The organism is Pectobacterium aroidearum (genome assembly GCF_041228105.1).
GTDB lineage: Bacteria > Pseudomonadota > Gammaproteobacteria > Enterobacterales > Enterobacteriaceae > Pectobacterium > Pectobacterium aroidearum.
In genome coordinates, this window is the sequence record NZ_CP166097.1 from 1,091,408 (window position 1) to 1,106,118 (window position 14,711).

Consider the following 14,711-nt stretch of genomic DNA (forward strand, 5'->3'; position numbering starts at 1 on the left):
TCTGTTGTTATTGACTATCGACGTTATAGGTTGTCGAAGTTGTCCATCTCATCCAGCCGAACCAGAAGTTTTCTCATCAGGGTTTCGAGCTGCTTTTGCTCGTCGGATTCAAGTGATGAACAAAGCACATGCAGGCTGCTGTGCTGTGGTGGAATCAGTTGACCGAGAAACGCTTTACCTTCTTCCGTTAGGTGCAGGTGCAGGCAGCGTCTGTCGCTGTTGCTTTCACGTCGCTCTATCCAGCCTCTTTTCTCCAGATCGTCAGCGATGCGCGTCGCATTCGTACGTGAAGATCCCAGTGCGGCGCTGAGTTCGGAAGGCTGAATACTGTAAGATTCCTGGGATTCTAGTGTCAGCAATGCCATGAAAAGGGTTTCGTTAATCCCCTGGTCTTTCAGCATTCTGTTTCTATTTTCCAAAATCTTGCCCTGAACGTGCATGAATAGACGTAGTAGCAAAACTTCCTGACGTGGAAATCCGGGTTTACGTGAAGCACGTAGATCGAGCATTTGTTCTATAGGAGTGAATGAACTGTCCATTTTTTATATAAACCTCATTAATCACGGTATGCATAGTAACTAATGTTACTAAATGGGTAAACGGCATTCAGGTGGGAAATTGTGCTTATTTCTGTGACAGAAAGTAAGCGGAGAATCGCATGATGTGGGAATAATTCGCCGCTTACTTTATTTAAATCAAAATCTTACTTGATAGTTGGGGTGCAGATTCAAAGCAGTTTAAAAGCAATTCCGTAGCACAACGCTCCCAGTAACGTCGACAAGACGATACTGCGGGTTTTGTAAAAACAGGCCGTTAAGGTAATAAAGCCTACCAGCGTGGGCTGCAGTTTTTCGTGATGCGCGAGAATATCCGGTACGCTGGAAACGATTAGCAACGCACAGATAGAGGCAATGCCGATGCTATCCAACAACAGCGCTTTTTTACCGCGTTGCAGCGAGCCGGAAGCGCGTGAGGCGCTCAGCCGCAGAGGCAGATAGCGGAAGAGATAGTTCACCAGCCCCACAATCAGCCCGATAAGAATAACTTCCGTACTCATGTGTTCACCTGTGGCGTGATGGGGTTAACCAGCGACGCCAGACAGCCGCTGAGAATGCCGAGCAGTATTGCGGCTGGAATGGAGGAAAGCAGCAACCCCAGCAGTGCGCCGCCTAGCGCGCAGGCCACGACCAGACTCTGTTTGCGCTTGAAAGAGGCAAGTAAAAAGCTCAGGAAAAGCGCGGGCAACATGAAAGACAGCGCGGCTTCGACAGCCGGGTAATCATCCAATGGGCCGTTGCCGAATACGGCGCCGATCACCGTGCCGAGCACCCATGAGAGCCAGGCGAGCAGTGACACGCCCATCATCCAGTTTTCTGACCAGCGTCGGTTATCTTTCGCCAGCCGGGTAGCAGCGGCGGCAAAGACTTCGTCCGTCAGGCCGAACGCCCAGAGCGCGGTTTTCCGGGTTGGCAGCCGTTGTGCAATGCGATGTCGTAACGCGGGTCCATACAGTACATGGCGGACATCCATCGCCATGACGGTCAAGGCCGCCACCCAGATGGACATGCCTGCGCTGAGCAGGGCGGTGATGACGAACTGGCTGGCGCCAGCGTAAATGATGCAGGAGAGAAAAATGCCCTCCAGCGGTGTAAATCCTAACTTGACCGCGTTCATGCCAAACGCGAATGCCACGGGCATATAGCCGATAACTATCGGTAGACTGTCAAAGACGCCCTCGCTAAAAGACGCGGATTTTGTCGGTACCGATGATGCAGGTGTGGTTAATGTCTTCACTGGCTTGATATTTTTGTACTTAAAGGAAATTAATCGATAACACTAGCAAAGCGTTACCGGAATTTCACGCTATTGCGAAACGGACGTGATGATTTTTGATGCAATGGTATCGGGCGTAACCTTCCCGGAGGAAACGATCTGGAATGAGAGGGTTTCGACCGGGAGAGTGTCAATGAGAGTGGCTACAGTGCCGCCATGGCTTCCTGCGTCTCATGATGATGGCTGCGCCACCACACCAGCAGGTTCAACAGGCTGATAATGCCGCCTGCGGCACAGACGCCCAGCCAGCCCCATTGCTGGTAAGCCGAGGCAGAGAGAAGTGAGCCCAGCGCGCCGCCGATGAAGTAGCTGGTCATGTAGCCTGCCGTCAGGCGGTTACGTGCTTCGGGCATCATCCGGTAGATTACGCTTTGGTTGGTCACGTGCACGCCCTGAACCGCCAGATCCAGCACGATGATGCCAATGAGCAGCGCCGCCACGGAATGAATACCGAGCGCGATAAAGCCCCACGAGAGCAAAAGCAGGACAATCCCCACGCTGGTGGTCGGCTTGGCTTTACCCTGATCGACCAGACGCCCGGCGCGCGAGGCCGCTAGTGCGCCCGCTGCGCCAACCAGCCCGAACAGGCCGATAACGCCTTCGGAGTAACTGTAGGGCGGTGAGGCCAGCAGGAATGCCATCGACGTCCACAGAATGCTGAAATTGGCAAAGGACAGGCAGCCCAGAATGGCGCGCGTGCGCAGCAGCGGGCTGGCAGAGAACAGACGGAAGATTGAGATCAGCAACTGCGGGTAGTTCAGCGTATTTTGCTGTGGAATACGCGGTAATGCCCGCCACAGAATCAGCGCCATGATGACCATCAAGGTGCTGGCAACCCAGTACACGGTGCGCCAGTCTCCGAGTGAAGCCAGCGCGCCTGCGACGGTACGCGCCAGCAGAATCCCCAGCAGCAGACCACTCATAATCGTACCGACCACTTTACCGCGCGTTTCCGGCGTCGCCAGCGTCGCGGCAAGAGGCACCAGCAACTGGGCGACGACGGAGAACAGGCCAGTTAACGCCGTGCCGGTAATCATTATCCAGAGCGTGGGCGCAGAAGCGGTGAGCAACATCCCGCCTGCGGCGAGCAACGTCATGCCGACGATCAGCGTTCGGCGTTCAAACATGTCCCCCAGCGGAACCAAAAACAGCAGGCCGACGGCGTAACCCAACTGTGCGGCGGTGACAATGAACCCCGCCTGATTGACGGAAAGCTCAAAGGCTCTGGCAATGGTCTCCAGCAGCGGCTGAGCATAATAGTTACTGGCGACGGCGAGGCCGGTCGCGACAGACATAATCAGGGTCAAAGATAGACTGAGCCCCGGTTGCGGCTGGGGTGATACAGCGTGTTGCGGAAGAGACATAGTGTAAACGTTAATATGATGTTAAAAGCAGAGGCTATAGTATCCGGCAGAGCCTAATGAGATACCAGAATATCTTTACGCTTCTTAAGTTTGTTTTGTTTTTAATGAGATTGATTTAGCTTATCGCCAAAGTTATACGACTATCGACAGGGGACAGTATGTTTAAACATTATCAGGTGGTTAAGAAAAAAAGCGTTGCGGTATTAATGGGATGTGCGCTCTTGCCAGCCGCCGCGCTGTGGTCGATGGGGGCGCAGGCGGTCACGGCTGTCTATGTCTCTGCTGCCACTGACGGCGCCATCGATGCCTACACACTCAATACACAAAGCGGCGAATTGACCGCTATCGGGAAAGTGGCCGCAGGGGCGAAAGTGATGCCGATGGCCGTTAGCCCGGATAAATCCTTCCTTTATGTGGCCACGCGTGGCATTCCTTACTCGGCGGTGAGTTATAAAATCGATCCTAAAAGCGGTGCGCTAAGCCCGTTAGGCAAAGCGGAACTGCCGGACAGCATGGCGTACCTCTCGACGGATTTCACGGGGAAATGGCTGTTCAGCGCCTCGTATGGCGGCAATAAAGTTGCGGTTAATGGCATTGATAAAGACGGCAAGGTGAACGCGAGCGCGGTCACGGTGGTGCCAACGGGGGAAAAGGCACATAGCATTATTGCCGACCACAAAAATAAATTCGTCTTTGCCAGCAATCTGGGCAGCGATCAAATCGTACAGTTCCGGTTTGATGCGAAGACGGGCACGTTGACGCCGAATGAACCGGCGGAAATTAAACTGCCTGAAGGTAACGGGCCGCGCCATCTGGTGTTATCGCCAGATAATAAAACGCTCTATGTGAGTAATGAGTTGTCCGGCAAAGTTGCGCGTCTGGCGCTGGATGAAAATACGGGGCAGCTTACGTTACTGGATTATACCGACACTATTCCGGCCGATGCAGGAATGCGAGCGGGAACGATGACGCCGGATAAAAATAGCACCGACAGTCGGCCGCAGATATGGAGCGCCGATTTACGTCTGACGCCAAATGGAAAATTCCTGTACGTATCGGAACGCACCAAAAGCACGATTACGCTGCTGCGGGTAGAACCGAAAACCGGCCAACTGAAATACATTACGCGCTACCCGACGGAAACGCAGCCGCGCGGTATGCAGATCGATCCGAGCGGGACATTCCTGATCGTCAGCGGTGAAAAATCGACGTCGCTGTCGGTGTACCGCATCAATCAGGACAACGGAGATTTAGTGCGAGTCGGGCAATACCCGACTGGAAAAGGCGCTAACTGGGTCGAAATCGTTAACCTGCCGTAATTGCCGCTTACCAGTAAAGAACGCCCCTTCTGCGAAAGGGGCGTCACGCAAAGAGAAAGCCTCTAACTGATGGATTGAACGCGTACTTTTGTACGTTTTTTCATGGCTGGCGTTCACGCTCATTGTCGCCGCTGTCAGTCTGCTTCCTGCTTACGTGAGCGGAATGCCGCGACTTTCATCCTGTTGCCACAGAGCGCCATGCTGCACCATCGCCGACGATGTGATTTGGTGGTATCCAGAAAGAATAGAGTACAGTCGTGTGCCTCACACTGGCGAATATATTTTACCTCAGGCCCGGAAACCAGTGCAGCGAATGCCATTGCTACCGGTTCAAGTAAGCTGGCACAGCTGTTATCTCTTCTGCATTCCACTACGCTGAAACCAGCCTGCTGACTATTCCATTCCAGCATTCTCACCGGCCGTCCACTATCAAGAATTTGGTTTATTCGTTCAGGGTTATATTCCTTACCCGATCGGACGGCTTCTATTGTCTGAACCATTGCCTGACGCAGTGCCAGAGCGTCATGAATCAGGCCTGTTGGTGTGTCTGTAAAATTTTCAGGCAGTTGCTTAGCCGCTTTAAGCCAGGCGATGACACTGGCGTCATCTGTCAAACAGTCGTGGTATTCGTCTCCTGTTCCAAATGCACTGTTGATGAGGTCCAACGCGAGATTGTTCGCGAGAAAGTGAGGCTGAGTTATCGGTGATGTGTGCATTGATGTAACCCTTAAAATGATATTGACAGGTTACACTAAATATTTGTAACCTTCAAATGTCAACTTTAAAGGTTACAAAGGAAAGAGATTATGAATACTGATCTAGCAACGACACCCGAAACCCAAGTCCACTACCGCTATGAGCGGGTGGGTAACGTCAACATTTTCTATCGTGAAGCTGGAAAGCCATCATCACCCTGCATTTTGCTACTGCATGGATTCGCTGCATCCTCGTACATGTTTCGAGAACTGATTCCGGTACTGGCTGAGAATTATCACGTGATTGCACCCGATCTGCCGTCCTTCGGTTTCACGGAATCGCCGGGAAGCGATGAGTATGACTATACGTTTGACAACCTGGCGAAGACGATCGATCGGTTCACTGAACAGTTGAAGCTCCAGCGCTATGCGATCATGGTTCATGACTATGGCGCACCCGTTGGATGGCGTCTCGCCACGACCCATCCCGATCGTATTACGGCAATTATTTCGCAGAACGGTAATGCTTATGAAGAAGGTTTGGCGCAAGGATGGGATGCGATCAGACGATATTGGCAATCACCGACGGCAGAGAACCGTGCTGCTCTTCATGATTTTCCGACAGCAGCCTCCGTGAAATGGCAGTATTTAGAAGGCGTCAGTGATACCAGTCTTGTCTCTCCTGATGGATACACTCTTGAAGGGTTGCATGTGTCCCGCCCGGGCAATGCTGATATTCAACTGGATCTGCTACTGGATTACGCCTCCAATGTTCAGCGCTATCCTGAATTCCAGGCTTACTTCCGTGAGAAGCAACCGCCGCTGCTTGCTGTCTGGGGTCGCCACGATCCTTACTTTTTACCTGCCGGTGCTGAAGCGTGGAAGCGGGATATTCCTCATGCGGATATCCGTTTCTACGATACCGGACACTTTGCTTTAGAAACGCATGCAAGTGACATCATCCCTGTCATCCACGCATTCCTGGATGGCAATATAAAATGATTTTCTGATTGGGTTTGGTGAGGCGTCAGGCTTGCAACGTGTTGTGGCGAGAACGAAGAAAACGAGCGCCCTTAGAAAGGGCGCTCATCTACAGGTGGATTATTTCGCGGCGTCAGCGGCGGTTTTCACCCAGCCATCAAACAGCTGTTGGTGAGCTTTGATCCAGCCATCAACATGACGTTCGATATCCTGCTGTGAACCCTGACCTTCATGCATACGCAGGTTCTGCGCATTCACGTCGGCAATCGGCAGTTTCATGATGGCGAACAGCTTCGCCGCCGCCGGGTTTTTCTCTGCCCATTCCTTATTCGCGGCAATTCTCATGTTGTTAACCGGGAAGCCGTAGTCGGCCCCGTTGGGCAGTTTGGTGCTGACGCCCTTCATTTCTCCCGGTTGGGAAGAGAAAGGAACCTGCAACCAGACCACGTCACGTCCCGGCACCAGCACATCACTCACCCAGTACGGCGTCCAGGTGTAGTACAGAATCGGCTTACCTTCTTTATAACGGGTGATGGTGTCGGCGATCATCGCCGCATAGTTACCTTGGTTATGCTCTACCGTGTTGGTTAAGCCATAGGCAGGAAGGTGATGGTTGATGGCCGCTTCACATCCCCAGCCCGGCGTACAGCCCGTCAGATCGGCTTTGCCGTCGCCGTTGGTATCGAACAGCTTGGCGATTTTCGGATCTTTTAACTGCGCAATATTGGTGATTTTGTATTTTTCAGCCGTTTTCTTATCGATCAGGTAGCCCTGAGCAGCACCGGAGACATATTCACCCTGACGGTAGAACTTCGCGTCCCCGCCTGCGGCTTTATACTGGTCGGCGTGTAGCGGATCCCAGTTTACGGCAATAAATGTCGCATCGCCGGAGGCGATTGAAGTGTAGGCCACGTTGTAGTCCACTTCACGCGGGGGTTGCACGTCATAGCCCAGCTTTTCCAACGCGCGACTGACCAGCAGCGTCTGGAACGTTTCCTCGGAGATAGTGCTTTGCACCGGAATAACGGAAATGCCTTTCCCAGGTTGCGCGGTGTCAGCGGCGTAAACTTGTGTACTCAACAGTGTGGTCGTCAGGGCGGCAGCCCAAAGTGTGGTGTTACGCATCATGATTCCCTCTGTTTTTTATCGTGCGTTGATTCGCGAGTGTTGCTAATAAAATGAATAGTGCTGATAAAACGAATAGTGAATGTCGCCGCTTGTCTGGCATCGGCCAGACAAGCGAGACGAGCGTTACTGCTTGATGAAAGGACGGGTCAGCAGGCCAATCGGGCCGCTGGCGTACCAGCTCTTGTTGCCTTTGCTGCGGCGATCGCGTCCCAGAGATTGAGTCAGGCGGTCAAGAATAATAGCCAGAATAACAATCCCGACGCCGCCGACGGCAGCCAGACCCATATCCAGACGGCCAATACCGCGCAGCACCATCTGACCCAGACCGCCCACGGCGATCATCGAGGCGATAACCACCATCGACAGTGCCAGCATCAGCGTCTGGTTAACACCGGCCATGATGGTCGGCATGGCCAGCGGGAGCTGAACCTTAAACAGCATCTGGCGCGGACTGGCGCCGAATGATTCTGCGGCTTCAATCAAATCTGCCGGCACCTGACGAATACCCAGAATCGTTAAGCGAATAATCGGCGGCAGGGCAAAGATGATGGTCACCACGACGCCCGGCACGTTACCGATACCGAACAGCATGACGATAGGCACCAGATAGACAAACGCGGGCGTGGTCTGCATGGCATCCAATAGCGGTCGGATGAACTTCGCCGCCCGTTCGCTACGCGCCAGCCAGATCCCCATGGGAAGCCCGATGAGTATGCAGAAGAACAGCGCCGTCAGAACCAACGCCAGCGTGATCATCGCCTGTGACCAGGCACCAATCGCACCGATGGCGATCAGTGACAGCAGGGTGGCGACACCCATACCGAGGCTGGACATCTGCCAGGCAAGCAGTGAAAACACCAGAATGGCAATTGGCGCCGGCATCCCCAGCAGAAACTGCTGGAAGCCGCTCAGAATAAAATCGACCGGGACACGAACGCCCTGAAAAACCGGTCTGAAGTGCAGCACAACCCAGTCGATACCGTGAGTAACCCAGCTGTCCAGTGGGATCAGCGTGTCTTTAAACGGATCGAGCAAGTTGAAATGCTCAGGTGTCGCGGGAGCCGCACTGTTTAACCAGTCACTGCCGGATTGCGCCGCCTGATGGGCTGCATCGGCGGAACCATCGGGAGCTGGCGCGCTGCTCCAGGCATCACTGCCGTTAGTGGGCGCATCCTGCGCGGGCGCGCCGGTGGACCAGGGATCGCTCTGCGCTGCGCTGTCTGGCGTCGCGCTGTGTTGGGCTGGAGCTGAATCGGCAGGCGCGTTCTGTGTGCTGGTTGCCCACGGATCGTTCTGCTGCGCGCCATTAGCCTGTTCAGGCGCTGCGCTCTGGTCAGCCGGGTGAGATTGTGCCGTGGTGTTGTCCCACGGGCTTGATGTTGATTTACTCATTGGTCACTCCTTCCTTATCCAGTGCCTGTAGCAACATCCCTTTGGAAATGATGCCAATGTACTCATGGTTTTCGCCGACGACAGGAACGGCACAGGGAGCCTGTGCGACCTGAGAAATCAGCTCGTTGAGTGACATATCTGCGGGCACGGGAACAGGTTCGGGCAGTAACGCCTGTTCCAGCGGCTGCTGTTCTTTCAGCGCCTGCTTTAGTGAATCAATCGACACGACGCCAATGAAGCGTTTTCCGCCTTCCAGTACGTAGCCGTAATCACGGTCTTCGTCCTGAAGGATTTTCAGCGCGGAACGCGGGCCTACACCGGGTGTTTTACGGATTAGGGTGACCGGACGACGACGGGCGATATCTTTGGCGCTAAACACGTGGCTGATATCGACACCGCGGAAAAAGGTGCGCACATAGTCATTGGCCGGGTTGTTCAGGATTTCATCGGGCGTACCGACCTGAATCACTTCGCCGCCGTGCATGATGGCAATCCGGTCACCGATGCGCATCGCTTCATCCAGATCGTGCGAGATAAAGACGATAGTGCGTTGATGACGGGACTGGAGTTTGATCAGTTCATCCTGCATTTCAGTACGGATCAGCGGATCGAGTGCGGAGAACGCCTCATCCATCAGCAGGATATCAGGGTCGTTCGCCAGGGCGCGAGCCAGACCGACACGCTGTCGCATCCCGCCGGATAACTCATCCGGGTAAGACGCGGCGTAGGCTTCAAGGCCGACCTGCTGCAATGCATCCAGCGCTTTTTGCTCACGTTCCGCTTTCGGCACGCCAGCGAGTTCCATACCAAACGCGGTATTGCTGAGAATGTTCAGGTGTGGCATCAGCGCAAAAGACTGGAACACCATACTGATCTTTTTGCGGCGCACGTCGCGCAGCGCGGTATCGGATATCTGGGAAATATCCTCACCGTCGATCAGCACCTGACCCCGAGTGGGTTCTATCAGACGATTGAGAAGGCGTACCATGGTGGATTTGCCGGAGCCGGATAATCCCATGATGACAAATATCTCGCCTTCTTCAATGGCCAGACTGGCATCTTTTACCCCAACAGTAAGCCCTGTTTTTTCAAATACCTGATCTTTGCTCAGGCCTTTATCAATCAGTTTAAATGCTCTGTCTGGGTGCTCGCCAAATATCTTATAAAGATTCTTTACTTCAAGTTTAATTGCCATGAAATTATTGTTTTCCTGTGTCGTTTATAATTCTATAACGTAGCCCTGATAATGATTAAACATAATCTACCCTACCATACTCAGATTCTGAGACAACCCTTTATTGCCTCAGTGAGGTGTCTCGTTAGGCCAATGTCAGCGATATCGATAACGCTATTATTGCTGTCTTATCTTCATGATCTTTGTGATCTTTGTGATTTTTGGTTTGCAGGGGAATTCTTTTTATAACAGTATGTTACCTGTTGGTTTTTACGTGATGAATTAGCAGGTGATATAACCTTTTCTGATTATGGATAACCCGCGATTTATAGTGAATTCCACTAATCGAATAATATGGTAAATAAATCACGTTTTTGGTCTTATAGACACCAAAATAGGCCGACGTAGGTACATTTTTTACTTATGCTATCTGTCGGTATTTTATACAGTATAGCAAAGATATAATGGGTGAAATGAGAGTGTTAATTCTCGCCAATAAATGAGAGGGTTCTGAATAATATATCTGTCATATTCAGGGGAAATACAGAGGAAATAAAAGTGAGCAGCAATGCGGATTCGATAAGCTGTTTTGCCAGCTATCGCGCCTTTCTGTTTTGCCGATCGCGATCATATTATCCATGCGAAAATTATGGTTATAGTGACACCTCTTATCTATCACGACTTCATCCATCACGACTATCGAAAGGGGCCATTGTGTTAGATCACCTGAGCATCCCGGTGAGGGATATTGCCCGTAGCCGACACTTTTATGAAGCTGCACTCAAGCCGTTGGGATATTGCCTGATTAAGGACATGTCATTCGCTGTCAGTTTTGCGGTAACGGAAGGATATGGCGAGTCGAGCGATCCCGGCGGTGAGTTCTGGATTTATCAGTCAAAGGGCGAACCCTGTCCGGCAGTGCATTTTGCGTTCAGCGCCGCCTCGCGAGAGCATGTAGACGCTTTTTTTGCTGCCGCGATAGCGGCGGGAGGTCGCGATAATGGGCCGCCGGGGCTGCGCCCAAATTATCATCAGGATTATTACGCCGCATTTGTGCACGATCCCGATGGATACAATATTGAAGCGGTCTATCACCGCCAGCCTTGACACGCCAGAGCGGTAGTTGGAGGGGAAATCTCCCCTCCGTCATTCACTCATCAGGCTGACGTGGGCGGCGACAATACGCCAACCTTCAGGCATTTTTACCCAGGTCTGCATTTGGCGGCCGATCTTCGTGCTGCCTGCGCGGGTGAACTCCGTACTGGCGACGGCCATATCGTGGCCGTAAGTGGTGATGACCGTATTACGTAGCGTCCTGTCCAGACCGGCTGAAGGGCGAGCGAGGCGAAAAGCACGGATTTCCTCGATCCCGTACAGGTTTTCTCCCGCGCCGTAGCGCACCGTTTTTTCATCGTGCCAGAACAGCTCATCCAGCACCGCAATGTCATTTCCCGTTAGGGCTTTCTCGTAGCGATAGAACGCGTCGGTCACGTCGGCCAGCACATCCGGCTGGTTAATATCGTCAGGCAACATATTTTCTTTCCTCATGAAGTATGACGGGTATAAGTTATGCCCTGCTGCTCAAGCGCCCATGCCGTCCGCAAACACAGGTCTTCGCGCCACGGTGCGGCAATAATCTGCACGCCTATCGGTAAGCCGTTGGCGGTCGCCACCGGCACCGTTACGACTGGCAGCCCGACGAAAGAGATCGGCTGTGTCAGCATGCCCATACTGGCGCGCACGGGCAGGTCGGTATCATTAATACGCATGGTTTCCTGCCCGATGAGCGTGGCGGAGCAGGGGGTTGCAGGGGCGATCAGCAGGTCGGTATGTTCAAACAACGCCAGCGTCTGTTGGCGGAAATAGTTACGGAAGCGCTGTGCCTGCACATACCAGGCGGCGGGGATCATCGCGCCAGCCAGCAGCCTCTCGCGTGACAGCGGTTCGAAACGCTCAGACTGAGTACGTAAGTCAGGCAGATACTGGTTCCCGCCTTCGCTGGCTGACAGAATAAAGGCGGCGCTGCGTGCCAGTGCGGCATCGGTTAGCGTCAGGCTCTCCTGTGCGCCCAGCGCCCGTGCGATCTGGCGCACGGCGACGTTGGCTTCCTCGCTGGCCCAGGTAGAGAAATAGCCATCCAGCACCGCGTAGCGCAATCCCTCGCTGCCGATTTCCAACTGCTCTGAGGTATGCCGCGCTTCCTGATTAGCCTGAAAACGATCGTGCTTATCGCGACCTTGTAAGGTGTCGAACACTAATGCCAGATCGTCCGCACGCCGCGCCAGTGGGCCGATGTGGTCGAGGCTGGCGACAAACGGGTGGCTACCGTGGCGTGATAAGCGACCAAATGTCGGCTTCAGTCCGAAAATGCCGCACAGCGACGACGGCACGCGGATCGAACCATTGGTGTCGCTGCCGAGTGTGAAGTTAACCAGCCCGGCCGCGACGGCCGCTGCCGACCCGCCAGACGATCCGCCGGCGATGCGCAGTGTGTCGAGTGGGTTACGCGTGGGGCCGTAATGGCTGTTTTCGGTGGTAAAGCCATAGGCATAGGCGTCCATATTTAACATGCCGGACAGCAGCGCCCCCTGGTTGGCAAGCTGGCGGATGGCAAAGGCATCCTGCGTAGCGGGTGGGCGCTGGCTGAAAAGCTCGGCACCTGCCAGCGTGGTTTCACCGCTGACATCAAACAGGTTCTTGACGGCGTAAGGCACACCGGCCAGCGGCGGTAACGTTTCTCCACGCTGGCGGCGCGTGTCGATACATTCAGCCTCTGCCAGCATACGTTCGTCGGTGACATGGGTGTAGGCATTGATGGTGGGATTGGCTTGCTCAATCGCGTCCAGCGTCTGCTGTGCCAGCTCTCTCGCGGAGAACGTGCCGATCTGCAAACCTTGCTGTATTTGCCGGATCGAGAGCGATGAGGACGCGTTTCGGGCGTATAAACTCATAACGTATACACCCCGGCAATCTCCTGATGCTCATCAAGAGGAAAAGCCATCAGCGGCTGCGCCATGGCATGAATGCGGCTGAACTGCACAAGCAACTCCTGACGCCGCTCCTGATTAAGTTGCAGCGCCAGTAGCGTTTCCATCTGTTGCAGATAGGCTGCCAGCGCATCGTGTTCGATCATCGTCATTCTGTTTTCTCCCGGTTAAATAAAGACTAGAAACCTGCCGCGCTGCCGTTGCTGCGTGGATCGAACGCCCCTTCCAGCATGCCGTTGGTGTGTCGCACAATGGCACCGGCGTGGCCGACCGTTTCACTAAAGCTGCCCAGCAGCTCGACGTCGTGACCTAACTGGCGCAGGGCATCCACCGTGGCAGGCTTAAAGCGATCTTCGATCTTTAGCGTGTCGGAGGCCTGTCCCCAGGTTCTGCCCAGCAGCCAGCGCGGAGCAGTAATCGCCTGTTGCAGCGGCATGCCTTGCTGGACGTGGCGGATGAAGAGCGCCGCCTGCGTCTGCGGTTGCCCATCTCCGCCCATCGACCCGTAGACCATCGTCCGTCCGTCGGACAAGCGTGCGGCGGCGGGGTTTAATGTATGAAAAGGCTGCTTACCCGGTTCTAACGCCAGCAGGTGCGCGGGATCGAGGCTGAACGAGGCGCCGCGGTTCTGCCAGAGCACGCCGGTTCCCGGCAGCACGACGCCGCTACCGAACTCATGGTAGATACTTTGAATGAAAGAAACGCATAGGCCACTGCTGTCGCAAACGCCCATCCAGACGGTGTCGCCGGGGCCTTTTCCTTCTCCCCACGGTAAGGCTTTGCGGGTATCGACCTGACGCGCCAGCGCGCCGAGCGCATCGCTTTCCAGCAGCGCCTGCACATCCTGCGTCATCAGACGAGGGTCGGTAATAAAGCGGTCGCGCAGGCCAAACGCCAGCTTGGTTGACTCGACAATGCGGTGAATTGTCTGGCTATCGTTCAGATCTTCCATTTCCAGACGATCGGTCAGACCGAGAATGGCGAGCGACACCAGACCTTGCGTCGGCGGCGCGAGGTTATAGATGTCGCCCTTGCTGTGCTTGAGCACCAGCGGTGCTGTTCGTTTGGCGCGATAATTCGCCAAATCGTCAGCGGTCAGCGGCATACCGATCAGCGCCATCTGTGTCGCCAGTCGGGCAGCGACGGAGCCGCGATAAAAACTGTCTAGTCCTTCAATACTGAGTGTCGTCAGGGTATCGGCTAAATCCGGCTGCGTGAAACGGCTACCCGCGCGAGGGACATTTCCTTGCGGCATAAAAAGCTGGCTAAAGGCAGTGAAGTCGATCAATTCGTGATAGCGCTGGGTAAGCGCATCTTCCTGCGATTGCGTGACGGGAATACCGTCGGCCGCATAGCGAATCGCGTCAGATAACAGGCGAGCCAGCGGCATCGGGGGGCTGTCTGTTTCTTGTGAATAGGTCAATTCTTGTGAGTACGCCAGCGCTTCCTGCCAGCCGCCAACGGTACCCGCGACGGTCAGCGCCGCTTTAGGGCCGCGATGCGGAATACGTTTTTCGCCCTGATAATATGCCCGGCAGGCCAGCGACCCTGCTGCACCGCTGGCATCAATGGCGACCGGTTCGCCGTGTGGTGGAACAATCAGCCAGAAACCGTCGCCGCCAATTCCATTCATATGCGGATACACCACGGCAATGGTTGCTGCCGCTGCGACCATGGCTTCAATGGCATTCCCGCCTTCACGCAGAACGGCCAATGCGCTGGCACTGGCTAAATGATGAGGGGCCACCGCCATGCCCAACGGGGCGGTATTGCTTTGCATCATGCCGGAATTCCTTTTTTAAATGTTATGTAGGGTGAGTGTTATTAACCTTAGCTTT

Annotated in this window: 15 protein-coding genes; 3 read left to right on the plus strand and 12 right to left on the minus strand. The window is 54.2% G+C overall.

The window, feature by feature from the left end; all coding sequences use genetic code 11:
- Window positions 1-23: 23 nt before the first annotated feature.
- From mprA to AB8809_RS04910, 4 genes are all read right to left on the minus strand, one after another.
- Window positions 24-539, minus strand: a complete 516-nt coding sequence (gene mprA / locus AB8809_RS04895) for a transcriptional repressor MprA (protein ID WP_015841476.1) — start codon at window positions 537-539, stop codon at window positions 24-26.
- A gap of 188 nt (window positions 540-727) precedes the next feature.
- Window positions 728-1,057, minus strand: coding sequence for an L-valine transporter subunit YgaH (gene ygaH / locus AB8809_RS04900; RefSeq protein ID WP_349854366.1), 330 nt, complete (start codon window positions 1,055-1,057; stop codon window positions 728-730).
- Window positions 1,054-1,794, minus strand: a complete 741-nt coding sequence (locus tag AB8809_RS04905; RefSeq protein WP_349854367.1) for an AzlC family ABC transporter permease — start codon at window positions 1,792-1,794, stop codon at window positions 1,054-1,056. The genes ygaH and AB8809_RS04905 overlap by 4 nt, the downstream gene beginning before the upstream one ends.
- Before the next feature lie 182 nt (window positions 1,795-1,976).
- Window positions 1,977-3,197, minus strand: a complete 1,221-nt coding sequence (locus tag AB8809_RS04910) for an MFS transporter (protein WP_349854368.1) — start codon at window positions 3,195-3,197, stop codon at window positions 1,977-1,979.
- 158 nt (window positions 3,198-3,355) lie between these two features.
- Here AB8809_RS04910 and AB8809_RS04915 point away from each other — a divergent pair, with 158 nt between their 5' ends.
- A complete protein-coding gene (locus AB8809_RS04915) occupies window positions 3,356-4,516 on the plus strand; it encodes a lactonase family protein (RefSeq protein ID WP_349854369.1) in 1,161 nt (386 codons plus the stop codon).
- A 134-nt stretch (window positions 4,517-4,650) separates the two neighbouring features.
- On the opposite strand, the gene AB8809_RS04920 is transcribed toward AB8809_RS04915, so the two are convergent.
- Window positions 4,651-5,232 (minus strand): ABATE domain-containing protein, encoded by a 582-nt coding sequence (locus AB8809_RS04920; protein ID WP_349854370.1) that lies wholly within the window; start codon window positions 5,230-5,232, stop codon window positions 4,651-4,653.
- Between the two features lie 90 nt (window positions 5,233-5,322).
- Here AB8809_RS04920 and AB8809_RS04925 point away from each other — a divergent pair, with 90 nt between their 5' ends.
- Window positions 5,323-6,213, plus strand: a complete 891-nt coding sequence (locus tag AB8809_RS04925; protein WP_349854371.1) for an alpha/beta hydrolase — start codon at window positions 5,323-5,325, stop codon at window positions 6,211-6,213.
- A 99-nt stretch (window positions 6,214-6,312) separates the two neighbouring features.
- Here AB8809_RS04925 and proX read toward each other — a convergent pair whose 3' ends face one another.
- From proX to proV, 3 genes are all read right to left on the minus strand, one after another.
- Window positions 6,313-7,317 carry a glycine betaine/L-proline ABC transporter substrate-binding protein ProX gene (gene proX, locus AB8809_RS04930; RefSeq protein WP_043881827.1) on the minus strand — a complete coding sequence of 335 codons (1,005 nt, stop codon included), beginning with the start codon at window positions 7,315-7,317 and terminating at the stop codon, window positions 6,313-6,315.
- A 126-nt stretch (window positions 7,318-7,443) separates the two neighbouring features.
- Window positions 7,444-8,712, minus strand: a complete 1,269-nt coding sequence (gene proW, locus AB8809_RS04935; protein WP_349854372.1) for a glycine betaine/L-proline ABC transporter permease ProW — start codon at window positions 8,710-8,712, stop codon at window positions 7,444-7,446.
- Window positions 8,705-9,907 carry a glycine betaine/L-proline ABC transporter ATP-binding protein ProV gene (gene proV / locus AB8809_RS04940; protein ID WP_015841467.1) on the minus strand — a complete coding sequence of 401 codons (1,203 nt, stop codon included), beginning with the start codon at window positions 9,905-9,907 and terminating at the stop codon, window positions 8,705-8,707. The genes proW and proV overlap by 8 nt, the downstream gene beginning before the upstream one ends.
- 693 nt (window positions 9,908-10,600) lie before the next feature.
- On the opposite strand from proV, the gene AB8809_RS04945 reads away from it, so the two are divergent.
- The gene (locus AB8809_RS04945) at window positions 10,601-10,993 is read left to right on the plus strand and encodes a VOC family protein (RefSeq protein WP_181846073.1); all 393 of its coding nucleotides are present in this window, start codon (window positions 10,601-10,603) and stop codon (window positions 10,991-10,993) included.
- 39 nt (window positions 10,994-11,032) lie between these two features.
- On the opposite strand, the gene hpxZ is transcribed toward AB8809_RS04945, so the two are convergent.
- Genes hpxZ through AB8809_RS04965 form a run of 4 tightly spaced genes read right to left on the minus strand, consistent with a single transcriptional unit; the run spans window position 11,033 to window position 14,656 of the window.
- Window positions 11,033-11,419 carry an oxalurate catabolism protein HpxZ gene (hpxZ, locus tag AB8809_RS04950; RefSeq protein WP_015841465.1) on the minus strand — a complete coding sequence of 129 codons (387 nt, stop codon included), beginning with the start codon at window positions 11,417-11,419 and terminating at the stop codon, window positions 11,033-11,035.
- Between the two features lie 11 nt (window positions 11,420-11,430).
- Window positions 11,431-12,837: an AtzE family amidohydrolase gene (locus AB8809_RS04955; protein WP_349854374.1), complete on the minus strand. Its 1,407-nt coding sequence runs from the start codon at window positions 12,835-12,837 to the stop codon at window positions 11,431-11,433.
- Window positions 12,834-13,025 carry an oxalurate catabolism protein HpxX gene (gene hpxX / locus AB8809_RS04960; protein WP_180779549.1) on the minus strand — a complete coding sequence of 64 codons (192 nt, stop codon included), beginning with the start codon at window positions 13,023-13,025 and terminating at the stop codon, window positions 12,834-12,836. Before hpxX ends, AB8809_RS04955 begins: the two co-directional genes overlap by 4 nt.
- A gap of 26 nt (window positions 13,026-13,051) precedes the next feature.
- Complete coding sequence (locus tag AB8809_RS04965; protein ID WP_349854375.1) at window positions 13,052-14,656, minus strand: gamma-glutamyltransferase family protein; 1,605 nt, start codon at window positions 14,654-14,656, stop codon at window positions 13,052-13,054.
- Window positions 14,657-14,711: the final 55 nt, after the last annotated feature.

Excerpts from the sequence above, each read along its gene's own strand:
- proX (WP_043881827.1), bottom strand. The coding sequence starts at position 7,317 with ATGCGTAACACCACACTTTGGGCTGCCGCCCTGACGACCACACTGTTG.
- hpxX (WP_180779549.1), bottom strand. The coding sequence starts at position 13,025 with ATGACGATGATCGAACACGATGCGCTGGCAGCCTATCTGCAACAGATG.
- proV (WP_015841467.1), bottom strand. The coding sequence starts at position 9,907 with ATGGCAATTAAACTTGAAGTAAAGAATCTTTATAAGATATTTGGCGAG.
- mprA (WP_015841476.1), bottom strand. The coding sequence starts at position 539 with ATGGACAGTTCATTCACTCCTATAGAACAAATGCTCGATCTACGTGCT.
- AB8809_RS04915 (WP_349854369.1), top strand. The coding sequence starts at position 3,356 with ATGTTTAAACATTATCAGGTGGTTAAGAAAAAAAGCGTTGCGGTATTA.
- AB8809_RS04925 (WP_349854371.1), top strand. The coding sequence starts at position 5,323 with ATGAATACTGATCTAGCAACGACACCCGAAACCCAAGTCCACTACCGC.
- AB8809_RS04965 (WP_349854375.1), bottom strand. The coding sequence starts at position 14,656 with ATGATGCAAAGCAATACCGCCCCGTTGGGCATGGCGGTGGCCCCTCAT.
- AB8809_RS04955 (WP_349854374.1), bottom strand. The coding sequence starts at position 12,837 with ATGAGTTTATACGCCCGAAACGCGTCCTCATCGCTCTCGATCCGGCAA.
- AB8809_RS04920 (WP_349854370.1), bottom strand. The coding sequence starts at position 5,232 with ATGCACACATCACCGATAACTCAGCCTCACTTTCTCGCGAACAATCTC.
- hpxZ (WP_015841465.1), bottom strand. The coding sequence starts at position 11,419 with ATGTTGCCTGACGATATTAACCAGCCGGATGTGCTGGCCGACGTGACC.
- proW (WP_349854372.1), bottom strand. The coding sequence starts at position 8,712 with ATGAGTAAATCAACATCAAGCCCGTGGGACAACACCACGGCACAATCT.
- AB8809_RS04910 (WP_349854368.1), bottom strand. The coding sequence starts at position 3,197 with ATGTCTCTTCCGCAACACGCTGTATCACCCCAGCCGCAACCGGGGCTC.
- ygaH (WP_349854366.1), bottom strand. The coding sequence starts at position 1,057 with ATGAGTACGGAAGTTATTCTTATCGGGCTGATTGTGGGGCTGGTGAAC.